The organism is Shewanella sp. BJSY2023SW005 (genome assembly GCF_047314585.1).
Lineage (GTDB): Bacteria > Pseudomonadota > Gammaproteobacteria > Enterobacterales > Shewanellaceae > Shewanella > Shewanella algae.
Genome location: NZ_JBKORJ010000053.1, coordinates 179780 through 203895, shown reverse-complemented (window position 1 = coordinate 203895; position 24116 = coordinate 179780). Strand labels below are relative to the sequence as shown.

At 52.2% G+C, this 24116-nt stretch carries 19 protein-coding genes and 1 pseudogene; 18 read left to right on the top strand and 2 right to left on the bottom strand.

The features are described from left to right. Positions 1–151 precede the first annotated feature (151 nt). From ACMHXI_RS16695 to der, 8 genes are all read left to right on the top strand, one after another. Positions 152–1273: a bifunctional tRNA (adenosine(37)-C2)-methyltransferase TrmG/ribosomal RNA large subunit methyltransferase RlmN gene (locus ACMHXI_RS16695; RefSeq protein ID WP_025009762.1), complete on the top strand. Its 1122-nt coding sequence runs from the start codon at positions 152–154 to the stop codon at positions 1271–1273. Positions 1274–1305: 32 nt separating this feature from the next. Beyond that, a complete protein-coding gene (gene pilW, locus ACMHXI_RS16690) occupies positions 1306–2091 on the top strand; it encodes a type IV pilus biogenesis/stability protein PilW (RefSeq protein ID WP_345843847.1) in 786 nt (261 codons plus the stop codon). Then, complete coding sequence (locus ACMHXI_RS16685) at positions 2091–3053, top strand: RodZ domain-containing protein (RefSeq protein ID WP_107352621.1); 963 nt, start codon at positions 2091–2093, stop codon at positions 3051–3053. Before pilW ends, ACMHXI_RS16685 begins: the two co-directional genes overlap by 1 nt. 63 nt (positions 3054–3116) lie before the next feature. Next, on the top strand, positions 3117–4229 hold the full coding sequence (gene ispG / locus ACMHXI_RS16680; RefSeq protein ID WP_025009764.1) for a flavodoxin-dependent (E)-4-hydroxy-3-methylbut-2-enyl-diphosphate synthase: 1113 nt from the start codon (positions 3117–3119) through the stop codon (positions 4227–4229). A 118-nt stretch (positions 4230–4347) separates the two neighbouring features. Then, positions 4348–5625: a histidine--tRNA ligase gene (hisS, locus tag ACMHXI_RS16675; RefSeq protein WP_208135588.1), complete on the top strand. Its 1278-nt coding sequence runs from the start codon at positions 4348–4350 to the stop codon at positions 5623–5625. An 18-nt stretch (positions 5626–5643) separates the two neighbouring features. After that, entirely contained in the window at positions 5644–6264 is a 621-nt protein-coding gene (locus ACMHXI_RS16670; RefSeq protein WP_025009766.1) for a YfgM family protein, read from the top strand. Positions 6265–6273: 9 nt separating this feature from the next. After that, positions 6274–7461 carry an outer membrane protein assembly factor BamB gene (gene bamB / locus ACMHXI_RS16665; RefSeq protein ID WP_028779197.1) on the top strand — a complete coding sequence of 396 codons (1188 nt, stop codon included), beginning with the start codon at positions 6274–6276 and terminating at the stop codon, positions 7459–7461. A gap of 79 nt (positions 7462–7540) precedes the next feature. Then, positions 7541–9007, top strand: coding sequence for a ribosome biogenesis GTPase Der (gene der, locus ACMHXI_RS16660; RefSeq protein WP_025887505.1), 1467 nt, complete (start codon positions 7541–7543; stop codon positions 9005–9007). 186 nt (positions 9008–9193) lie between these two features. On the opposite strand, the gene xseA is transcribed toward der, so the two are convergent. Continuing rightward, positions 9194–10537, bottom strand: a complete 1344-nt coding sequence (gene xseA, locus ACMHXI_RS16655) for an exodeoxyribonuclease VII large subunit (protein WP_208184578.1) — start codon at positions 10535–10537, stop codon at positions 9194–9196. 118 nt (positions 10538–10655) lie between these two features. On the opposite strand from xseA, the gene guaB reads away from it, so the two are divergent. The 8 genes and pseudogenes from guaB (at position 10656) to ACMHXI_RS16615 (ending at position 21179) form a co-directional block, all read left to right on the top strand. Continuing rightward, positions 10656–12122 (top strand): IMP dehydrogenase, encoded by a 1467-nt coding sequence (guaB, locus tag ACMHXI_RS16650; RefSeq protein WP_044735742.1) that lies wholly within the window; start codon positions 10656–10658, stop codon positions 12120–12122. A 103-nt stretch (positions 12123–12225) separates the two neighbouring features. After that, a complete protein-coding gene (gene guaA / locus ACMHXI_RS16645; protein ID WP_028779200.1) occupies positions 12226–13803 on the top strand; it encodes a glutamine-hydrolyzing GMP synthase in 1578 nt (525 codons plus the stop codon). Positions 13804–14111: 308 nt separating this feature from the next. Next, positions 14112–14354: pseudogene (locus ACMHXI_RS16640) on the top strand (tyrosine-type recombinase/integrase); the annotation flags it as partial. A 366-nt stretch (positions 14355–14720) separates the two neighbouring features. Beyond that, positions 14721–17006, top strand: coding sequence for a restriction endonuclease (locus tag ACMHXI_RS16635; RefSeq protein ID WP_413735531.1), 2286 nt, complete (start codon positions 14721–14723; stop codon positions 17004–17006). Between the two features lie 339 nt (positions 17007–17345). After that, positions 17346–18227, top strand: a complete 882-nt coding sequence (locus tag ACMHXI_RS16630; protein ID WP_413735604.1) for a LysR substrate-binding domain-containing protein — start codon at positions 17346–17348, stop codon at positions 18225–18227. Positions 18228–18462: 235 nt separating this feature from the next. Further along, entirely contained in the window at positions 18463–19560 is a 1098-nt protein-coding gene (locus ACMHXI_RS16625; RefSeq protein WP_146507878.1) for an alkene reductase, read from the top strand. Positions 19561–19569: 9 nt separating this feature from the next. Then, a complete protein-coding gene (locus ACMHXI_RS16620) occupies positions 19570–20658 on the top strand; it encodes an alkene reductase (RefSeq protein WP_146507876.1) in 1089 nt (362 codons plus the stop codon). Between the two features lie 98 nt (positions 20659–20756). Beyond that, the gene (locus tag ACMHXI_RS16615; protein WP_146507874.1) at positions 20757–21179 is read left to right on the top strand and encodes a VOC family protein; all 423 of its coding nucleotides are present in this window, start codon (positions 20757–20759) and stop codon (positions 21177–21179) included. A gap of 99 nt (positions 21180–21278) precedes the next feature. Here the strand turns inward: ACMHXI_RS16615 and ACMHXI_RS16610 are convergent, their stop codons facing one another. Next, a complete protein-coding gene (locus ACMHXI_RS16610; protein ID WP_025009774.1) occupies positions 21279–22166 on the bottom strand; it encodes a LysR family transcriptional regulator in 888 nt (295 codons plus the stop codon). Positions 22167–22392: 226 nt separating this feature from the next. On the opposite strand from ACMHXI_RS16610, the gene ACMHXI_RS16605 reads away from it, so the two are divergent. Further along, positions 22393–23649, top strand: coding sequence for an adenylosuccinate synthetase (locus ACMHXI_RS16605; protein ID WP_146507872.1), 1257 nt, complete (start codon positions 22393–22395; stop codon positions 23647–23649). A 185-nt stretch (positions 23650–23834) separates the two neighbouring features. Continuing rightward, a complete protein-coding gene (locus ACMHXI_RS16600; protein WP_146507870.1) occupies positions 23835–24032 on the top strand; it encodes a hypothetical protein in 198 nt (65 codons plus the stop codon). Positions 24033–24116: the final 84 nt, after the last annotated feature.

Below are 24116 nucleotides of genomic sequence, written 5' to 3'. Positions count from 1 at the left end.
TCTATCATAGAGCTTGTGAGCTGAAGCTTAATTTTCTGCTCGGTAGAGAGAAAGTCGGGTATAAGGGGATCCGCTGAATTACTGGCTATAGTAGCGGCCTATCTGTATAATTCGCCGCCCTGCTGCAGGTTTTGGTGTTGAGGTAAGTCAAATGAGTGAAAAAAAGATCAATCTTTTGGATCTTGATCGTAAGGCAATGCGTGAGCTTTTCGTCGAGTTGGGCGATAAGCCGTTTCGTGCCGAACAGCTGATGAAGTGGTTGTATCACTTCGGGATAAGTGACTTTGACCAGATGACCAACATCAACAAGCACCTGCGCGCCAAGCTGAAAGAGCGCTGTGAAGTGGTGGCGCCGGAGATATCCAGCTATCAGAAATCGGCCGATGGCACCATCAAGTTTGCCATCAATGTCGGCGAAGGTCAGGAAGTGGAAACCGTCTATATTCCGGAAGATGATAGGGCGACTCTGTGTATCTCATCTCAGGTGGGGTGTGCGCTGGAATGCACTTTCTGCTCCACGGCGCAGCAGGGCTTTAACCGTAACCTGACAGTATCTGAAATTATCGGCCAGATCTGGCGGGTATCCCATTTCCTCGGCTTCCAGAAGGAAACCGGTGAGCGCCCGGTCACCAATGTGGTTATGATGGGCATGGGTGAACCCTTGCTGAACCTGGCCAACGTGATCCCGGCGATGGATATCATGCTGGATGACTTTGGTTTTGCCCTGTCCAAACGGCGGGTAACGGTTTCCACATCCGGCGTAGTGCCGGCGCTGGATAAACTGGGCGACGCCCTCGATGTGGCGCTGGCGGTCAGTATCCATGCCCCCAATGACGAGCTGCGAAACGAGCTGGTGCCTATCAACAAGAAGTATCCGCTCAACGAATTCCTGGCCGCTATTCGCCGTTATATCGCCAAGTCCAACGCCAACCGCGGCCGGGTCACGCTGGAATATGTGATGCTGGATCATATCAACGACAGCACAGAGCAAGCCCATGAGTTGGCCAAGTTGATGAAGGATACCCCCTGCAAGGTCAACCTTATCCCGTTCAATCCTTATCCTGGCTCTCCTTACGGGCGTTCTTCCAATTCCCGTATCGACAGGTTTGCCAAAGTGCTTATGGAATACGGCCTTACCGTGATAGTGCGTAAGACCCGCGGTGATGATATCGATGCCGCCTGTGGCCAGTTGGCCGGGGATATACGTGACAGAACCAAGCGTCTGGCGAAAAAACGCATGCAAGCCAATCAAATTTCGGTCACAATGGATTAACTCTTTGTTTGTCCAGATTTATAGGTTTGCCAATGAAGCACGGATTGCCAGGTTTAGCGCTCGCGATACTGCTCGGGGCCACGTTGCCCGGATGTGTGACCGAGCGAACTTATGCCGGCACGGACATTCCGGTCTCGGAACGCCAGTTTGATAAAATTGCCGCCGCCAAGGAACGGACGCAGTTAGGCCTGACCTATCTGCAAAAGGGTAACTCCCAACAAGCCAAATTTAATCTCGACAAGGCCATGGAATACGCCCCTCATCTTGAGGAAGTGCATATTGCCATGGCCTATTACTATCAAACCGTGGGTGAAGCGGTGAAGGCTGAGCAAGCCTATGAAGCCGCCATAGATACCCGCAATGCCAGCGGCGACTCGATGAACAACTTTGGGGTATTTCTCTGCCAGCAGAAGAAATATGCCAAGGCAGAGAAGATGTTCCTGAAGGCAATCGACAACCCCAGATATACCCGCACTGCCTCCAGCTATGAAAACCTGGGTATTTGCAGCCGGGATGCCGGGGAAATAGAAAAAGCGCGACACTATTTTGAGATGGCGCTAAAGTATGAGCCCAGAAGACAGGTCTCATTACTGGAACTGACAGAATTGGAGCTTGACGCCCACAACTACGCCGCGGCCAGAGTGCAGTTGGAACGCCTTCACAGGGTGATTCCCGAAACAGCGGAGAGTTTGGCGTTGGGCATTAGCATTGAGCAAGGGTTAAATGATGACGCGGCCGCCAAGCGTTACGGAATACTGCTGCAGGCCAAATTTCCAGCGTCTCCCCAGGCCAAACAATACCGGGCAAGTATGCACTGATGACAGAGTTGAATAACCAAGTCAACAAGGATGAAGACGAGAGCCAAAAGGTTCCCGGGCAAGAGGATACGCTCGGGTCATTACTGAAAAGCGCACGGGAACAAAAAGGTATCACTATAGAAGATGCGGCTACCAGGCTGCATTTGCGTCCCTGTATTGTGGCCGATATTGAAGCCGATTGTTTCAGCAATATCGATTCCTCCACCTATGTCCGCGGCTACGTGAAGAACTATGCCCGCATATTGGATGTAGACAAAGAAGCCATTAACGCTTGTTTGGCGCGGCAGGTCCCCAAGGTGACTGAACCTGCGATGCAGAGCTTTTCGCGCAAGACCAGCCGTCAGGCTACCGACAGCCGTTTGATGCTGGTGACTTACCTTATCGGTTTTCTACTGCTGGCTCTGCTGGTGGTGTGGTGGCTGCAAAAGCCCTCTGTGGTTTCCGATGTCGACTTTTCCAAACCGACGGCAGAAGAGGTGCAGCAGGCCAGAGAGTTTGAATCACGTCAGGCACAAATGGAACAACAGGATGCATCGCAGCAGCCCGTTGATGTACTGCCGGATAATGAGCCGGGCGCCGCTGCGGCAGCAAACCCCGCCTTGGAAAACGAGAGTGATACTGAGAGCGCTGAAACAGACACAGACAGTGCCGGGAACAACACCAATGGTGCTATCGCCGGCGTCGAGGCGGCAGAGCTGGAGCCGGTAACTGACCCGGCGCAGGCTTCGGTCGGAATTGAGCTTAACGGTGACTGCTGGATCAAACTCACAGATGCCAACGGCAAGACTCTAATAGATGGTCTGAGATCGCCAGGACAAAGCATCAATGTACAGGGTAAAGCGCCTTTTAAACTGGTCTTGGGCGCGCCGCAGACAGTTAGCCTGACATTTAACGGCCAGGCCGTGAGCCTTGCCGATTTCCCCAACGGTCGGGTAGCCAGACTGACCCTGCCACAGGCATAATAGCATCAAGCAGGATAATTGAAGTGGCGCCCACAGGGCGCCGAGTCAACAGAGCAGAATACGATGTACAGTGAAAATCCCATAAAACGCCGTCCTTCCACCCGCATCTATGTCGGCAATGTGCCCATTGGTGATGGCGCTCCCATCGCAGTGCAGTCGATGACCAATACCCGCACTACAGATATAGAAGCCACAGTGGCGCAAATTCGGGCGCTGGAAACCGTAGGCGCCGATATCGTGCGGGTGTCTGTGCCTACCATGGATGCCGCCGAAGCGTTCAAGCTAATCAAACAGCAGGTCAAGGTACCGCTGGTGGCCGATATCCATTTCGACTACCGCATCGCCCTTAAAGTGGCGGAATACGGCGCCGACTGTCTGCGTATTAATCCAGGCAACATAGGCAATGAAGAACGCATTCGCGCCGTGGTTGAGTCTGCCCGTGACAAAAATATCCCCATCCGTATCGGGGTAAACGGCGGCAGTCTCGAAAAAGACTTGATGGACAAATACAAAGAGCCCACCCCGGAAGCCTTGCTGGAATCGGCAATGCGCCACGTGGACATTCTCGATAGGCTCAACTTCGATCAGTTCAAGGTTTCGGTGAAAGCATCGGACGTGTTCCTGGCGGTGGAGTCCTACCGTTTGCTGGCGAAACAGATTAAGCAGCCGTTGCACCTTGGGATCACCGAAGCCGGTGGTGCCCGTGCCGGCGCCGTTAAATCGGCAGTGGGCTTGGGTATGCTGCTTGCAGAAGGCATAGGCGATACCTTGAGAATATCGCTGGCAGCCGATCCTGTAGAGGAGATCAAAGTTGGTTTCGATATCCTCAAGTCGCTGCGCATTCGCTCCCGCGGGATTAACTTTATCGCCTGTCCATCCTGCTCAAGGCAGGAGTTTGATGTGATAGGCACGGTTAACGCCCTGGAGCAGCGCCTGGAAGATGTGACCACAGCCATGGATGTCTCCATCATAGGCTGTGTGGTCAACGGCCCCGGCGAAGCCCTGGTGTCCCATATTGGCCTCACCGGCGGTAACCGCAAGAGCGGTTATTACGATGAAGGTGAGCGTCAGAAAGAGCGCTTCGACAACGACAATCTGGTCGATGCCCTCGAAGCCAAAATTCGCGCCAAGGCGCAAATGATGGAAAACCGTATTTCAGTCAAAGAAGCCGAATAATCCCCGATGATGTGAATGTGAACTGGCCAGCGCTGGCCAGTTTTACGTTTGCCGGTGAAGCGCCTATAATGGCTGGCATTTTTGAATTTTTAGCCCCAGAGCAAAACGAGTCGAGATAGTGGCAAAACAGATCCAAGCGATTCGCGGAATGAATGACATTCTGCCAACCCAAAGCCCCGTATGGCAAAAAGTTGAGGCGGTATTGCGCGCCTCTGTTGCCTCTTTCGGTTACAGTGAAATCCGCACACCTATCGTTGAGAACACAGACCTGTTCAAGCGTTCGATAGGGGAAGTGACAGATATTGTCGAGAAGGAGATGTACACCTTCGCCGATCGCAACGGTGACAGCCTCACCCTGCGCCCGGAAGGCACCGCCTCGACAGTTCGTGCCGGTAACGAACATGGCCTGCTGTACAACCAGGAACAGCGTCTGTGGTATATGGGCCCCATGTTCCGCCACGAGCGGCCACAGAAAGGGCGCTATCGTCAGTTCCATCAGTTTGGGGTTGAAGTTTATGGTATCAAGAGCGCCGATATTGACGCCGAAGTGTTGATGTTGTCCGCCTCTTTGTGGCAGAAGCTTGGATTGACCGAACACGTTTCCCTCGAGCTGAACACTCTGGGTGACAGCGACGAGCGCGCAGCCTATCGTGAGGCGCTGGTGGCCTTCCTCGAGCAGCATAAAGACAAGCTGGACGAAGATAGCCAGCGGCGCATGTACAGCAACCCACTGCGGGTGCTGGACTCGAAAGACCAGCAGGTTCAGGCCTTGCTGGCCGATGCTCCGGCGCTGATGGACTACCTGGGTGAAGACTCAAAGGCACATTTTGCCCGCTTGTGTGAACTCCTGGAGGCCGTTGGCATCCAATACAGGGTTAACCCACGCCTGGTACGCGGATTGGATTACTACAACCGCACCGTATTTGAGTGGGTCACCGACAGCCTGGGCGCTCAGGGCACAGTACTGGCCGGTGGTCGTTACGATGGCCTGGTGAGCCAGCTTGGCGGTAAAGAAACGCCGGCAGTGGGCTTTGCCATGGGACTGGAGCGGATTGTTCTGCTGCTGGAAACCCTGAAGCTGAACGCCGATGTTGCTGCCGAAGTGGATGTCTACGTGACCGCCATGGGTGATGACTGCGTAATCGAGGCGATGAAAATTGCCCAGGAACTGCGCGAGAAGCTGCCCAAGCTCAAGGTGATGAGTCACTGCGGTGGTGGCAACTTCAAGAAACAGATGAAAAGAGCCGATAAGAGCGGCGCGGGTTTTGCGCTGATTATCGGTGAGACCGAACTGGCCAATAACAAGGTGGCGGTGAAACCGCTGCGGGGTGATGGGGCTCAGCAGGATGTTGAACGCCAGGCCCTGGCCGACTATTTGGCAGAACTGATTAAATAATTTAGAGGGGAAGTGCGGGTGGAAATCTACAGCACAGAAGAACAACAAGTCGAAGCGATCAAGCAGTTCTGGAAAGACTATGGCACTTCGATAGTCGCAGGTGTCGTAATAGGTCTGGGTGGCCTCTATGGCTGGAACTACTACTCCGATGTCAAAGTGGAACGTGCCGAAGCCGCCTCTCAGGCTTTTAATCAGGCCTTGATGCAAAGCGGTGATGAAGCCGCGGTGATGGCCGCCGCTGCCGAATTTGACAAGCAGCACGCCCAAGCCGGTTACTCGGCGCTGATGCAGCTGATTGTTGCCAAAAGCGCAGTTGAGTCAGGCGATCTGCCCAAGGCCGAAGCCGCACTCAAAACCGTGATTGCCGCCAAGCCAGGTGATGCCCTGACTGCGGTTGCCACCTTGCGTTTGGCACGTATTCAGGCTGAGCAGGGCCAGGTTGCTACCGCTTTGACCACGCTGGATCAGGTTAAAAACAGCGCATTTTCTACCCAAAGAGATGAATTTAAAGGCGATCTGCTGCTGCGTCAGGGCGAAACCGACAAGGCCAGACTGGCCTATCAGGAAGCCGTTAAAAATGGTGGCGTGACAACCAGTCCGGCGCTGCAGATGAAACTCGATAACCTGAATCAGGCATAAGGAAGGCCAATGAAGTCGTGGTGTAAAACCCTTTTGGCTTGTGGCATGGCCATAGGCGCACTGACAGGTTGTGCTTCCAGCGATGTGGAAGAAGAACCTGTGAGCCCGCTGCTGGAGATCAATGCCAGCGTATTCCCACAGGTTAGCTGGAGCGCTTCGGTTGGCAGTGGTGTTGGCGATTATTACTCCCGTCTGCGTCCCGCAGTGCGTTACGGCAAAATCTTTGTTGCCGACCGTTACGGTGAAGTAACCGCCTTTGACGAGACCAGCGGCGAGAAGGTCTGGAGCACAGACTTCAGCGAGGCGTTTCGTGATGGCGCCCTGAAAAAGAACAAGGGTGCCCGCTTGGCATCCGGCGTGACAGCGGCCCGTAACAAGGTGTTTGTCGGTGGTGAAAGTGGCCTGCTGGCAGCACTTGATGCCGAAACCGGTGAAGTGCTCTGGCATGCGGTAGCCGACGGCGAGCTGTTGTCCTTGCCCACAGTGGCCGAAGACATGGTGGTGGTTAACAGCAGCTCAGGCTCGCTGGATGCCTTCAATGTCGACACAGGTGAAAAGCTTTGGAGTTATGAAGCGTCCCTGCCGAACCTGACTCTGCGCGGTACCAGCTCTCCGGCTTATGCCCAGGGCGGTTTCTTTGTCGGTACGGCCGATGGTAAGGTCACTGTTGTTATCAAGAACAATGGTCAACCCGCTTGGGAACAACCGATTTACACCCCTAAAGGTGGCAACGAGTTCAGCCGTATGGCCGATGTCGATATGACGCCGCTGTTGCTGGGTGACAACCTGTACGCGGTGAGCTACAACGGTAACCTGGTCAGCATGGAAATGCGCAGCGGCCGTATTGTCTGGTCGCGTAAGTATTCCAGTTTCCATGAGCTGGACACTGCGGGCCTGAGCCTGTTCCTGGTGGACGATCACAGCCGTGTATACTCAGTGGACAGACGTAACGGTCTGGAGCTGTGGAGCAACTCGGATTTGACCAATAGGGATCTGACTGCTCCGGCTGTGTTCCAGGACTATGTAGTGGTAGGTGACTTTGAAGGTTATCTGCACTTTATCGATCGCAGCAACGGCCAAATTGTGGGTCGGGTGCAGGTCGACAGTTCGGGCCTGTTCAGTCAACCTCTGGTGGTTGACGACAAAATCTATCTGCAGACCCGGGATGGCAAAATTGCCACAGTAACTCTGCCCTGATCCCAGGCTTTGATACTGCCAAGCCCCTGGGAGTGCGTTCCGGGGGCTTTTTATTGAGAAGTTTTAAAGAGGCAAAAAGATGATTCCTGTAGTGGCCCTGGTAGGGCGACCCAATGTCGGTAAGTCGACCCTGTTCAATCGTCTGACCCGCACCCGTGATGCACTGGTGGCGGATTACCCAGGCTTGACGCGGGATCGTAAATACGGTCGTGCCTATCTGTCAGGTTACGAATTCATCCTGGTGGATACCGGCGGTATTGACGGCACCGAAGAAGGCATAGAAACCAAGATGGCCGAGCAATCGCTGGCGGCTATCGAAGAAGCCGATGTGGTGCTGTTTCTGACAGATGCCCGCGCCGGTTTGACCGCGGCCGATCAGGCCATAGCCCAACATCTTCGCAGCCGGCAAAAGACCACTTTCGTGGTGGCCAACAAGATTGACGGTATCGATGCCGACTCCGCCTGCGCCGAATTCTGGGCCCTGGGGCTGGGTGAGGTGTATCAGATGGCGGCGGCTCACGGTCGCGGCGTTACCAATATGATTGAGTATGCGCTGGCTCCTTTTGCCGAGGCGATGGGGATTAACCCGGATGCGCCCGAGGAAGAGAAGGTCGACGAGCGTCAATACACAGAAGAGGAAGCCGAAGCAGAACAGGCCAGACTGCAGGACCTGCCTATCAAACTGGCGATTATCGGCAAGCCCAACGTGGGCAAATCGACCCTGACCAACCGTATCCTCGGTGAGGAGCGGGTGGTGGTTTATGATGAGCCGGGCACCACCCGTGACTCCATCTATATTCCGATGCAGCGTGAAGGCCGCGAGTACGTCATCATAGACACAGCCGGGGTGCGTCGCCGCGCCAAGGTACATGAAGTCGTTGAAAAGTTCTCGGTGATTAAAACCCTGAAAGCGGTTGAAGACGCCAACGTGGTGCTCTTGGTTATCGATGCCCGTGAAGGTATCGCCGAGCAGGACCTTGGCTTGCTGGGCTTTGCCCTCAACGCCGGCCGCGCGCTGGTGATTGCGGTCAACAAGTGGGACGGCATAGACAATGACGTCAAGGAAAGGGTCAAGAGTGAGCTGGATCGTCGTCTGGGCTTTATCGACTTTGCTCGCATTCACTTTATCTCGGCGCTGCATGGCACAGGCGTGGGTCATCTGTATGAGTCCATCGAAGAAGCTTACGACAGTGCTACCAGACGGGTATCCACTTCGCTGCTGACCAAGATCATGCAGATGGCGCAGGACGACCATCAGCCGCCTCTGGTCAATGGTCGCCGGGTCAAGCTCAAGTATGCCCACGCCGGTGGTTACAACCCGCCTATCGTGGTGGTACACGGCAACCAGGTATCCAAGCTGCCGGATTCCTACAAGCGCTATATGATGAACTACTACCGCCGCTCGCTGAAGGTTGTGGGTACGCCCATCCAACTGCGCTTCCAGGAAGGGGCCAACCCCTTTGAAGGCAAGGGAGAGAAACTGACCCTGAGCCAGGAAAGACGCCGCAAGCGGATGATGGCGCACATCAAGAACAAGAAAGCCTGATAGGGTTTTCGCAAAACAAAGCCGGGTTTAACCCGGCTTTGTTGTTTCTGATGACCAATATTACACATTAATTCAGTGAGTTGTGTTTAATGAAGGGCCTGTGAACTGGAATAACATCTGTCAACGACTCATAGGTATTTTCAATTCGGTTCCCTTCTCCAGCGAGGAGCATTTATCTGATTGATGCTATTCCTCAATAATGGCTTCAATTCTTGAGAGCAGTGAGCCCTGTTTCAATTGGGTGCGCATCTGCTCGCCGACCACGGCGTTCTGGCTGTTTTCCAGGACTTTACCGGCTTCGTTCTTGCTGATGCTGTAGCCTCTGGACAGGGTCGACAGCGGGCTGACACTTTCCAGCGAATGGGCGCTGGCACCCAGGCGTGCCTTAGCCTCTTTCAGTTTATCGGCCATGGCGTCCTGCAACTGTTGACCGAGATAATTCAACCTACTGGCTTCCAGGCTCAGCTTGTGGGCCGGGCTCTGAGCTTCGAGGCGGCTCTTGAGCTGCAGCTGCCTGTGCTCCAGCCGGTGCAGGCGACTGTTGATGGCGGCCGTCATTCTCAGTTGCTGCTCATCAAACAGCTGTACCAGCTGCTCCAGCCGCCGCTTGGGGTCCTGGCGCTGCAACTTGTGATCCAGCAGCGACAGCTGTTGGCGCTTGGCCAAGTGCCAGTGTTGCCAGCCCTGGCGCAGTCTGGCCATGGCCGTGGTCAGCTTTTGCCGCTTGTTGTCGACATCCTGGGATACCAGCTCGGCGGCGGCCGATGGGGTAGGGGCTCGCAGATCGGCGACATAGTCACTGATACAGGTGTCCACTTCATGGCCTACAGCCGAAATCACCGGCAGGGCACTGTTGTAGATGGCGTGAGCCAGATTTTCATCGTTGAAACACCACATATCTTCCAGGCTGCCACCGCCGCGGGTCAGCAGTAACAGATCCACTTCCAGCCTCTGGTTGGCCAGAGTGAGCGCCTCAATAAGCTGGTTGGCGGCGGTACCACCCTGAACCTGTGAGGGGTAGATCACCACTTCGATGGAGGGATCGCGGCGTTTCAGTACATGCAGTACATCGCGAATGGCGGCGCCCGTGGGAGAGGTGATCACCCCAATGCGCTGGATATTGGCCGGCAGTGGCCGCTTGGTGTCGGCGGCAAACAGGCCTTCGGCCGCGAGCTTCAGCTTCAGCGCTTCATACTGCTGCGCCAGCAGGCCATCACCGGCAGGCAGCATGGTTTCGATAAGCAGTTGGTAATCGCCCCTTGGCTCATACACACTCAGGGCTGCCCGCACCAGCACTTGCTGGCCGTTGGTCGGGCGAAAGGTCACATTCTGGTTGCGGCCACGGAACATGGCACAGCGAATTTGTGAGTGGTTGTCCTTGAGCGTCAGATACCAATGGCCCGAGCTTGGGCTGGCAAAGTTGGAAATTTCACCATTGAGCCAAATTCTGCCGAGGTTTCCCTCCAACAAGGCGCGAACTTCGGCATTGAGGCGGGAGACGGTATATACCTGTTTTTTGGGCTCTGGCATGGAATTTGCGTTCAAATTGGAATTTTTCTCTATTTTCCCATTTACCACCCTGGGGTTGCAAGGTATAATGCCGCCGCAATATTTCACCTTCAAATCTGACCCCCGGGGAGATGTTGCAATGCTACGATTAATTAAAGAAGCGCTTACCTTTGACGATGTGCTGCTGGTTCCGGCCCACTCGACCGTTCTCCCTAATACCGCCAATCTCAAGACCCGTCTGACCGACAAAATCGAACTGAATATCCCCCTGGTGTCCGCTGCAATGGACACAGTGACCGAAGCCCGTCTGGCAATTGCCATGGCGCAGGAAGGCGGCATGGGCTTTATTCATAAGAATATGAGTATTGAACAGCAGGCCGAAGAAGTTCGTAAAGTGAAGATCTATGAAGCAGGTGTGGTTCAACAGCCTGTGACAGTGAAGCCTTCCACGACACTGGCCGAGCTTAAGGTATTAACTGCAAAGAACGGATTTGCCGGCTATCCGGTAATCAATGACGCCAACGAACTGGTAGGTATTATCACCGGCCGTGACGTGCGCTTCGTGACCGATACCAACCGCCTGGTTTCTGAAATCATGACCCCGAAAGAGCGTTTGGTGACAGTACCTGAAGGCACCAAGCTGGATGAAGTACAAAAGCTGATGCACTCCAACCGCATTGAAAAAGTGCTGGTTGTGAATGATGAATTCCAGCTCAAGGGCCTGATCACAGTTAAAGACTTTGAGAAAGCTGAGCGTAAGCCCAATGCCTGTAAAGATGAGCTGGGTCGTCTGCGTGTCGGTGCCGCTGTTGGTGCCGGTGCCGGTAACGAAGAGCGTGTTGATGCGCTGGTAAAAGCCGGTGTCGATGTACTCTTGATTGACTCTTCCCACGGCCATTCTGAAGGGGTACTGCAGCGTATTCGCGATACCCGTGCCAAGTATCCTGATCTGCAAATCGTTGGCGGCAATGTGGCGACCGCCGAAGGTGCCCTGGCGCTGGTAGAAGCCGGTGTGAACGCCGTTAAAGTCGGTATTGGCCCTGGTTCCATCTGTACTACCCGTATCGTTACCGGTGTGGGTGTACCGCAAATCACTGCGGTTTCCGATGCCGCTGCTGCCGTTAAGCATCTGGGTATCCCTGTGATTGCCGATGGCGGTATCCGCTTCTCGGGCGATCTGGCCAAGGCGCTGGCCGCCGGTGCATCCTGTATCATGGCCGGTTCCATGTTTGCCGGTACCGACGAGTCTCCAGGTGAAACTGAACTCTACAAGGGCCGTGCCTATAAGTCTTACCGCGGTATGGGCTCACTGGGTGCCATGTCTCAGGGCTCTTCCGATCGCTACTTCCAGAGCGACAACGCTGCCGACAAACTGGTACCTGAAGGTATCGAAGGCCGTGTTCCCTACAAAGGCAAAATCAAAGAGATTATCCATCAGTACATGGGCGGTCTGCGCTCCTGTATGGGCCTGACAGGCTGCGCCACCATTCAGGAATTGGGTGAAAAGGCCCAATTCGTCAAGGTGACTTCTGCCGGTATGGGCGAATCCCACGTTCACGATGTGACTATCTCCAAAGAAGCGCCGAACTACCGTTCAGGCGTTTAACAAATTCGGGGCGGCATGAGTGTCGCCCTTGGTTTATAAGCAGATAAAAACTGTGCCTGTTACGGCAGGCACTGCAATCAAACTAAAGAGATAAAGGTTATCAATGAGCAATATTCATGAGCACAAGATACTGATCCTTGATTTCGGATCCCAGTATACCCAGCTGATTGCCCGTCGTATCCGCGAAATTGGCGTCTACTGTGAACTCTGGGCCTGGGATGTCAGTGAAGAGCAGATCCGCGAGTTTGCCCCTCAGGGCATTATTCTGGCTGGTGGTCCCGAGAGTGTCACCGCCGACAATTCTCCCCGTGCCCCTGAGTATGTGTTTAACGCAGGCGTGCCTGTACTGGGTATCTGCTACGGCATGCAGACCATGAGCGAACAGCTGGGCGGCAAAGTTATCCAGGGCATAGGCGAGGGTGAGTTCGGTTACGCGCAAATCGAACTGCTGGCCGAATCTGCACTGTTCAAAAACATCGAAGATGCCGTTAATGAAGCCGGTCGTCCATTGCTGGATGTATGGATGAGCCACGGTGACAAGGTCTCGGCCATCCCTGAAGGTTTTGTCGCGGTTGCCAAGACCGAAACCTGCCCATTCGCCGCCATGGCCAATGAAGCCAAAGGTTTCTATGGCGTGCAGTTCCACCCTGAAGTGACCCATACCCGTCAGGGCAAGCGCATGCTGGAGCATTTCGCGCTGGAAATCTGTGGCTGTGAAGCCAAGTGGAAACCCGCTTCCATTATCGAAGACGCCGTTGAGCGCCTGAAAAAGCAGATAGGTGACGACGAAGTAATCCTGGCGCTTTCCGGTGGGGTCGACTCTTCTGTTACCGCCATGCTGCTGCACCGCGCCATCGGCGACAGACTCACCTGTGTGTTTGTCGACAACGGCCTGCTGCGTCTGAACGAAGGCGAGCAAGTGATGGAGATGTTCGGCGACCACTTCGGTCTTAACATCATCAAGGTTGAAGCCGAAGACAGATTCCTCAATGCCCTCAAAGGCGAAAACGATCCTGAAGCCAAGCGCAAGATCATCGGCCGGGTATTCGTGGAAATCTTCGACGAAGAAGCCGGTAAGTGCGTTAACGCCAAGTGGCTGGCTCAGGGCACCATCTACCCAGATGTCATCGAATCTGCCGGCAGCGCCACAGGCAAGGCCCATGTAATCAAGTCACACCATAACGTCGGCGGCCTGCCGGAAGATATGGAGCTGGGGCTGGTTGAGCCGCTGCGTGAACTGTTCAAAGACGAAGTACGCAAGATTGGCCTGGAGCTGGGCCTGCCTTACGACATGCTCTATCGCCACCCATTCCCTGGCCCAGGCCTGGGCGTACGGGTACTCGGCGAAGTCAAGAAAGAGTACTGCGATCTGCTGCGCCGCGCCGATGCCATCTTCATAGAAGAGCTGCGTAAAGCCGAACTGTACGACCGTGTCAGCCAGGCCTTTACTGTGTTCCTGCCGGTTCGCAGCGTAGGCGTAATGGGCGATGGTCGTAAGTACGACTGGGTTGTGTCTCTGCGCGCAGTGGAAACCATCGACTTTATGACTGCCCATTGGGCCCATCTGCCGTACGACTTCCTCGGCCGGGTGTCCAACCGTATCATCAATGAAATCGACGGCATCTCCCGCGTGGTGTACGACATCTCAGGCAAGCCACCGGCAACGATTGAGTGGGAATAATTGTTAGGCCGGAAACGTCTGGCACTAACAGGAACTAAAGCATACTTAAGTCCGCGTAATTGCGGACTTTTTTGTTTTTGGCTTAGTCACTTTTGACAATGTCTGGCAACGCCAAGCATGGTTTGACCGTGGTATTTTGATGGGGATGATTCATCGGTAATGCCATGGATTACGCCCGATACCATGCTGAGTGTTTTTGATGGGGTATGGTATTAAATTTTTATATCTATCTGTTTTTTAATGATTAATCTCTATTTTTTAGAGGTTTTTCAGCATGGTATTAAACAAGAATAATAGGTCGAAGCATGGATTTAACATACAAGGCCGCGCAGAAGGACGGTCAGTCACTAAGTAAGTTTGGGCCGCATGATCTGCGTCGAACAGCGAGCACACTGCTGCATGAAGCTGGATATAACACTGACTGGATAGAAAAGTGCCTGGCTCATGAGCAGAAGGGAGTGAGAGCCGTGTACAACAAAGCTGAGTATCGGGATCAACGCGCAGCAATGTTGCAGGATTGGGCTGATATGATCGATGAGTGGATTGCTTAAAAATGTGTATTAGACGTTTGAACATAATATTGCGAGGTTGCTAAATGAGATATCTCAAATGGCACGATATTTGTTCATATTGATGCCTGAACTCCACACAAAAGGCCGTCCTCAGGCATCGGACGGTCAATTACCGGTAGTCCCCCCCGAAAAGGACATACAGCGGTAAAGGAAAGAGAGGTAGCCCTGTTGGTGAAGTTGTTATTCTTGTTTAAGTGTTGAAAATAAATTACATTTTCACTCAATAAACCCCGCGCGCACATAGTGATTTCCGCTGTGAAAGATGAAATATTTCAACTCCCATCCAAAGCAGTATATCCACGATAGTACCGCTGCTGCGGCCGACATACCTACTGGAACAACAGCATGAGCTATGACTTTAGAAATCTTTCATCTGCCGACTTTGAGGATCTTGTTCGTGATTTAATAGGAAAAGAAGAGGGGCTTCGCTTTGAAGCATTCTCTGCTGGGCCGGATAGTGGTATTGATGGTCGACACTCACTTGGCTGTGGGAATGTTATTTTACAGGCCAAACACTACGAGAAGTCACCGTTTAGTAAGTTAACTGCTACTATGAAGCGTGAGCGTCTATCTATTGATAGGCTAAAACCAGCCCGCTACATTCTTGCTACTACCTGTGGATTCACTCCTGCTAGTAAGGGCAAACTGGCTCAAATTATAGGCCCAAGTCTGAAATCAGAGGCTGATATTTTCGGTCCTGAGGACATTAACGCTCTTCTCCGAGAGTACCCAGATGTCCTCAAATCGCATATTAAGCTTTGGCTTTCTGGGACTGGCGTTCTGGATCTGGTTGTTCGTGCAGCTGCTCATACCTTTGCAGCGATCACGCGTGAAGACATAGAGCGGAAGGTTCGTGTATATGCATCAAATCCTAGCTTTGATGCATCGCTAACTAAGCTAGATAGGTATCAGCTTCTCATAATCTCCGGCCCACCGGGCGTAGGTAAAACGACACTGGCCGAGATTCTTTGCTACACCCTCTTGAGTGAGGAGTGGGAGCTTGTTCCTATCCGTAGTCTGGAAGACGGCTTTGCTGCGATCAACGACAGCAAAAAGCAGGTTTTTCTCTTTGATGACTTTCTTGGCAAGGTCGCTCTGGATCGACAAGCTTTAGCGCATAAGGATTCAGACTTAGCGAAGTTCATGAGCCGTGTGCGCCGCTCACCAAATGCCCGCTTTATCCTAACGACGAGGGGGTACATTTTTGAGGAGGCTCGGAGAGTCTCAGAGTATCTTGGTGATCAGCGCCTTGATGTGACGAAGTATGTACTCGATGTTGGTGTTTATACCCGCCGAATCAAGGCGAGAATTCTCTATAATCACCTGCTAGTGTCGGAGACACCGCAGCTGTATATCCGGGCGCTAGTGAAGAGCTCCAAGCTCGCGAAGATTGTCGATCACAAGAACTACAACCCACGCGTTATCGAGGCCATGACCGACGCACTGAATATCAGTGATATTGATCCTGATAATTATCCTTCTGCCTTTATTGAAGCTCTGAATAACCCTAGTCAGATTTGGGACACTGCTTTCCGCACTCACATTGATCACCGGTGCCAGCATCTCCTAATGGCGATGTTTTTCCTTTCAGAATACGGTGTGTCTCTTGCAAAGCTACGCTCATCTTTCGAGCCCCTTCATGCTGGAATGAGCAAAGCTTACGGACTACCTCACGGTCCTAAAGACTTCGAAGAAGCACTCCGTATTTTGGAAGGTAGCTTTGTGAAAATAGTTAATACTCGATGGCCGATAGTCTCTTTTATCAACCCTTCACTAAAGGACTATCTCTCAACTTACTTGCTGGACACGAATCTTCTTATTCGTCTTGTTCATACTGCCGCCTCAATTGACTGGCTGGCGAGTCTATGGGACTTCGTCTGCCAAAGCGTGTTTAGCGAAGACGATCAAGCGAAAATAGCCAAGGCTTGCGCTAACTTGCTGGAAATGATTGAAACACGCCCGCATTGGAGCCCGAAAGCAGGAGAACCTGGGGCGCTTGAATATAACGATGCTTCGAACTCAAAGCGGCTTCGAATACTGATGGACTGGTGGCAGATCACTAATGAACGGAGCTTTGCTGATAGCATTATGGTGATTGCCCGTAATCCAAAGCAGGGGTTCTCTTCATGGTCGGATGGAGAAGCTCTGATAGAACTTATTTCTAAGGTTAGAGAGAATGGTGATGACCAGCCCTTTGTTTACAAAACCGAATTGTTGGAGGTGCTCGAAAAAGAGCTCTCGAACACGATACGCTGGAGCTCAAGTGATATGCTTTCCAAGCTTGTTGATGCAGTGGATGCCACGACAGGGCTACCTGACAGCATTATGAGTGCGATACACAAAGCTGTGCTCGAAGAGTTTGAGGAGAACAGCAGCCGTATTTATGAGGATCATAGCGAATCCTCCTTAGAGGATCGGATTAATGACCTGAAAAAGTTCGCACCGCGGTTCGGTGTGTCGGAGAAAACTTTGAATGACGCTGTTTCAGCCATCGAGGACCGGATAGGGGAAATCGAGGAGCAGAGCAGTGATGCTTTCCCGGTTAGCTTTTCGTCTTCGAAAAGAAATGAAAGTGATAAGTTTGACGACATGGCTCTTCGGGACCTATTCATACCTCTCCTTGATTGTTAGCCTAGATTTTGAATATCAGGTAATTGCCTTTCGTTTAAAAAAGCGAGTTTTTCTAGGTGTGGTATAGTTCATGGTATTTTTGTATTTACAGTGCACAAAGCATTGAAATGCATTGATTGTTTTTTGCTATTAATAATTGAGTGAGAACAAGCCCTCTCTGGACAGTGATTTAAAAAGGCGCTTCGGCGCCTTTTTACTGTTTTGGGGCACGATACCCAAGGAGGACTCCGGCGTTTTCGAGCATTATCCGTAGAAATAAGTTTGTCAAAAATAAGTGTTTCAGCCGGTGATATTTGCTATAAATGCAAAAAATGCTGGTGATGTATTTAGGTAAGAGTGATGAAAACACGGTCCGATGACTTGGAAATACTGCTGGCGGTTGTAGACAATGGTGGCTTTTCTCCGGCAGCTGAGCTTTTGGATATCCAGGTCTCGCGGGTTTCAAGGGCGGTGAGTAAGGTTGAGAGTCAGCTTGGGGTTTCAATACTCAATCGTACTACGCGCCGCATAGAATTAACCGAAGAGGGACGGCTGTTTATTGATACAGTTCGTCTTGGTTTGTCGCAAATTCAGCAAGCAGAAGAAGAGATTATCACCAGAGGGACATTACCCAAGGGGCGTCTATGCGTCGATGCCGCAAGTCCGTTTGTGTTTCACCAACTGGTGCCGCTTATCCAACCCTTTATGCAAGCCTTTCCGGATATTGAACTGGAACTGACATCCAACGAGGGATTTGTTGATCTGTTGGAAAAGAAAACAGATCTAGCGATTCGGATAGGTTCTTTAAGCGATTCGACGCTGCACGCACGGCCGCTCGGAAAGAGTTTGCTCTATGTTGTCGCTTCGCCTGAGTACCTGGCAAGACGCGGATTTATCAATAAAAGCAGTGAGCTTATTCATCACAATTTACTGGGTTTTTCCAGCCCTAAAACCCTTAACGATTGGCCGCTCAAAGGGATTGGTCGTATCACCCCAACAATAACATCGAGTAACGGTGAAACGGTGAGACAGCTGGCATTACAGGGCAATGGTATCGCTTGCTTATCGGGATTTATGGTGAAGAAAGATATCAGTGAGGGGCGTTTAATCCCTTTATTGGAGAGAGAAAAAATCACCAATATAGGACGAGAGCAGATTAATGCCGTTTATTATAAATCCTCCAATGTTGCCAAGCGTATCTCTGCTTTTATTGACTTTATTCAGCCTAAATTGACGCTATGACTCAACCTTCGGCAAGCTCTCTTTGCGGTTTGAGTCGGCGGTAATCCAGTCTTCCCTAACGTTATTTTTACCTTCCATGGCTCAAGGGAGTCGAATGCTTTTCCTTATCTGGCATTGGGCTTTCATGTTACTTGGTGATTTTTGCGTATATGGCAAAAATGATTTGTCTTTATTGCTCTCAATGCCTCTCTTTGGGTTTGTTACTATGCCGGCCATCACATGAGAGGGCTTTTCTATGACGCAATCACTTTTTCAATCGATCAAACTGGGTGAGCTACTGCTCAACAACCGAGTTGTTATGCCACCTATGACGCGCTCAAGAGCCAGCCAACCAAGCGATGTGGCCAACGAGATGATGGCAACCTATTATGCGCAGCGTGCCGGTGCTGGCTTGATTGTCTCAGAGGGTACACAGATTTCCGCCATGGCCAAAGGTTATGCGTGGACGCCGGGGATCTACACTCCCGAGCAGATCGCCGGTTGGCGCAGAGTGACTGAGGCTGTACATGCCAAAGGCTGTGCGATTTTTGCGCAGTTGTGGCATGTGGGGAGAGTGACTCATCCGGACAATATTGGTGGTTTGCAGCCTATCTCGTCATCAAACATTAAGGCTGAGAACGTGAAAGTGTTCGTCGATAATGGCAGCGACAAACCCGGTTTTGTCGATGTGGTTCAGCCCAGGGCAATGACAAAGGCCGATATAGAGCAAGTTATCGCTGATTATCGTCAAGCAGCGCTCAATGCTATTGAAGCCGGTTTTGATGGCATTGAATTACATGCCGCCAATGGCTACTTGATTAACCAGTTTATTGATTCCGAAGCAAACAATCGTGGTGATGAGTACGGTGGCAGCCTTGAAAACCGTCTTCGTTTTCTTGATGAAGTGGTTACGGCATTGGTTGACGCCATTGGGGCTGATCGCGTCGGGGTGCGTCTGGCACCGCTGACCACACTCAACGGCACCGTGGATGCAAACCCCATTGAAACCTATACCGCTGCTGCAGCACTACTCAATCGACATCGTATTGTTTATTTGCATATTGCCGAAGTGGACTGGGACGATGCACCCGATACACCGCTTTCGTTCAAGCAAGCGCTCCGTGAAGCCTATCAAGGAGTGTTGATTTATGCCGGACGCTATAACTTGGAGAAGGCAGAGCAAGCCATTAACGCTGGCCTGGCCGATATGATAGGTTTTGGTCGGCCTTTTGTTGCCAATCCAGATCTGCCGGAGCGTTTGCGACTGGGCTATCCCTTGGCTGAACATGATCCCAACACCCTATTTGGGGGCGGTGAAGCAGGGCTCATTGATTATCCAAGTTATCAGGCATAAGGGGGTAGCATGTTAACAGCATTCCATGGTCAAGCATTGAAGACCAACAATCGCATCGTCATGGCTCCCATGACACGTTCACGTACTTCTCAACCGGGAGACATTCCCAATGAGATGATGGCTGAGTATTATCGGCAACGCGCCAGTGCCGGGCTCATTATTACAGAGGGAGCACCGGTTTCAGCCATCGCGAGAGGCTATTCGATGACCCCCGGGATTTATACCCCTGAGCAGCTCCAAGGCTGGAAAAAGATCACTCAAGCTGTCCATCAGCAAGGGGGAAAAATCTTTGTTCAACTTTGGCATGTGGGGCGTCGCAGCCATGCCAATATCGCCGGCTCGCAACCTTTGGCACCATCGGCGATTAGCATTCCAGATCAGGTGTTTGGCCCGTTGGCTGAAGGCGGCTTCGGTATGGTGGCAACACAACAGCCAAAAGCGATGACAGAAGCAGAGATTAAAGCCACTACCGCAGATTTTGTGCAAGCAGCCCAAAATGCAATAGACGCGGGGTTTGATGGCGTTGAAGTGCACGCCGCACATGGTTATCTGTTCGACACTTTCTTAAGGCTGGAAAGTAATCAACGACAAGATCAATATGGTGGCAATCAAGAGAATCGGATGCGTTTCTTGCTGGAAACGCTACAGGCACTTTGTGAGGCGATTGGCGCAGGCAAGGTCTCTGTACGTTTGTCCCCTTATGTTAACGAAGGCTTTGCCGGCGAGGACCCGGAAATCGTACCTTTGACGTTGGCCTTGCTGGAAAAGTTGCAGCCGATGAATCTTGCATATGTGCACTTTTCGGAGAATATCTCCCGTTACTCGGTAGTACCCGAGGCATTTCGTCGCCAGGTTCGCAGTGTATATAGCAATCCTATTATGGTGGCGGGCAAGCTGACCAGGCAAACAGCGCAAAGCTTACTCGACAAAAAGTATGCCGACTTTGTTGCCTTTGGTACGCCTTTTGTGACCAATCCGGACTTGGTTGCCCGTTTTACCCATGACTGGCCATTGGCTGAGTTCGATGCAGATGCAAGGCTAACTTTATATGGTGGTGGTGAACAAGGTTATATCGATTACCCAGCTTATGAGGTATAGCTGACAGGGTTCATTGGTTCCCCTGCTGCAGGAATACTGAAGGGATAAAATCTAGGGTTACATCATGTCCAAGTCAGTTCAGCGTATAAGGTAAGAAGATGAAGCAGAACATTGTCCATATTGCACTGGTAGTAAAAGACTACGATGAAGCAATCGATTTTTATACCAATAAGCTTCAATTTGAGCTTATTGAAGACACTTACCAACCAGAGCAGGATAAGCGCTGGGTTGTGGTTGCGCCGTCCAATTCCCACGGAGTGGCTTTGTTGTTGGCAAGGGCTTCAAAACCTGAGCAATTAGACTTCATTGGTAATCAGGCGGGAGGTCGTGTATTCCTTTTCTTGAATACCGATGACTTTTGGCGAGACTACGAGCGTATGAAGTCAGTAGGTATCGAGTTTGTACGTGACCCCCAGGAGCAGGATTACGGTACGGTAGCGGTATTTAAAGATTTGTATGGCAACCTTTGGGATTTACTTCAGTTGAATCCTGAGCATCCAATGGCGAAAAGGCAAGCATAACAAATGGCTATGGCGTCAATGGTTATTTTTCCATCTGACGCCGGCTTGTTAAATTTTCCTGTAGCCGGAAGTCGTTGAATGCCTGTTACCTTCACACAGTTAACCCACACTCGGCGATTGCAATATCTCTTCATCCACCCAATGGAGCAGTTTCTTGATGGCTTTGGATAGCACCTGGTTCTGACGCACTATGTAACCCAGGCTGGCGGAAGGGAAGCTGGGCAGTGGGGTAATGCTGGACTGCAAATTGAGTTTCGGGTGCAGGGCGAAGTCCGGCACTATGGCGATGCCGAAGCCGGCTTCGGCCCAGTCGATTTGGGCATCCACGCTGCCCACTTCCATGATGCGGTATTCCGGCAGTTTGAGCTCAGGCAGTGCCGGGTCAATCAGATCCCGGGTGCGGGTGTCGTGCCCCAGTAGTATCAAGGTCGGTGCTTCCTGCGGGCTGGGGACTTTTCCTCTCTGCCAGGCCTTGAGATCATTGCCCAAGGCGTACCATTTCACTTGTTTCAGCTCGGTAAAATGCAGCGGCTGACTCTCTTTTTGCGCCATCACAAAGCCGAGATCGGCCTTGGCACTTTTTACCAGGTCTGCCGCCTGAGAGGAGGTGGTGTTCAGCAGAGTCAGGTCGATGCCGGGGAATTCGGTTTTGAACGACTGAAACGGGCCTATCAGCAGCCATCTGGAAATAATATCGCTGGCGGCTATGGTCATGGTGCCCTGGCACAGATCATTGATGGCGTTGAGATCGGCCTGGCAACTTTGCAGCTCCATCAGGGTGTTGTGCGCACTCCTTAGCAAACGCTCACCGGCTTGGGTCAGCCGAAATGGATTACGCTCAATCAGCTTTACTCGGGTGGTTTGCTCCAACTGCTTGATATGCAAGCTGACATTGGGTTGAGTCATATGCAGCTCATTGGCTGCCTTGCCGAAGTGTTCGAGGCGGGCCAGGGTGACAAAGGTTTTAAGCCAGTGGAGTTCGAGCATAACAGCCTCTTTAAGAGTTTTTTAGCGGTACTTTTGCAGCTTTAGGGCAGGCGCTTTATGGTTGGCGGCTTGGTCATGGCCTTAGTCATGGCAATTGCCCGCTATCTTCGATTCCGATGCAAAGTATCCCGATATGGATTTCTTATCAAGCCAATAATGATTATTAATTTTTCTTATTTGTGCCGTGGTCATAGGATAGACAGGTTTTTGTTTAGGAGAACTGGAAATGTCGTCTATCGTTGTAGTTGGTGCAAACTGGGGTGATGAAGGTAAAGGCCGTATCGTGGACTATCTGGCAGATAGCGCAGCGGCGAGTATACGTTTTCAGGGCGGCAACAATGCCGGCCACACAGTTGTGAATGACTTTGGTACATTCAAACTGCATCAACTGCCTAGCGGCGTATTCAATCCTGGTTGTTTGGCGGTATTGGGCCCTGGCATGGTGATAAGCCCGGCGCCACTTTCCGAAGAGATTGCCGAGGTAAAATCCGCCGGCGTCAATGTCAATCTGTGCATTTCCGACCGGGCGACTCTGTGCCTGCCAATCCACGCCATTGAAGATACTCTGGAAGAGGAGCGTCTCGGTGACGGCGCTTACGGTTCTACCCGCCAGGGCATTGCCCCGGCTTACGGTGACCGGGTAATGAAAAAAGGCATTCTGGTGGGTTGGTTGAAGCAGCCTGAAGTACTGCGTGAACGTATCCAGTTTATGCTGGACTGGAAACTGCCGCAGCTCAAGGCGCTGTACCCCTCCTTTGAATTTTCGCAAACCGCAGAAGAGATGACTGCTTGGTTGCTGGAAGTGTCTGCCCCTTGGCGTGATGCCATCTGCAACGTGAGCGAGCCACTGAAAGCGCTGCAGGCAAAAGATGAAAACCTGCTGTTTGAAGCCCAGTTGGGCGCGGGTCGTGACCTGGTTTACGGTGAATACCCTTGGACCACGTCTTCCAACGTGACCGCCGCTTATGCCGGTCTCGGCAGTGGTTTACCGGCACTGCGCCCCGAGCGGGTGATTGCCGTAGCCAAGTCCTTCAGCTCATCAGTGGGAACCGGCACCTTGATCACCGCCATGGAAGAGCAGGACAGCTTCCGCGAAGCCGCCAATGAGTATGGCGCGGTAACCGGGCGTCCCCGTGATATGGGCTATTTCGATGCCGTGGCCACCCGTAATGGTGTCGAGCTGCAGGCAGCTACCGAAGTGGCGCTGACCAAGCTGGATTGTTTGAGTGGGATGCTGGATCTGAAAATCTGCATCGATTATCAGGGCGACCACAGCGAAAACCCGATTTGGCCACAAACCTCAGCCTTGGCGCCGGTTTATGAGCAGATGGAAGGCTGGAGCGAAGACATCACGGCTTGCCGCACCTTTGAGAGCCTGCCTCTGGCGGCGCAAAAGTACGTGCAGCGGGTTGAAGAGCTGATGGGCGTACCGGTAAAAATGATCTCTGTCGGCCCTGAGCGGGCGCAGATGATCCTCCGCTAACAGCCTCTTGTGTGCCATGCCGCAAACTTAGCTTGTTAAAGAGAGCGGAATAAAGAGAACTGATTTAGGGCCCCATTCACTTTTACCGAGTGAATGGGGCCCTTTGGTTTTATTGGCTTGCAAGATAAACTCTTGGAGACATGATGCTAATTTGTTGGCCTGCTTCAGAAAAAGGAATAATGGCAATGAGCAAACAGCAGGAAACGGCAAAACCAAACTCAATATCTCAGCGAGATGAGCCGCTGGTTCGGCGGCTCACGGATGAGGAGATAGCCGAGCTCAGGCGGGATATGGCCGAATCGGCTGCCTGGATGCGCGCCGAATTGAAACGGCGCAGGGAAGCCAAAGATAAAGCGGACCAGCCTCAGGAAGCACAAGACTAAGGAAGTACAAGACTAAGGAATCGTCATGCCGCAAAATCGAATGCGGTGAAGTTAAGGAGCGCTACAAATAATAAACTGCCCGCA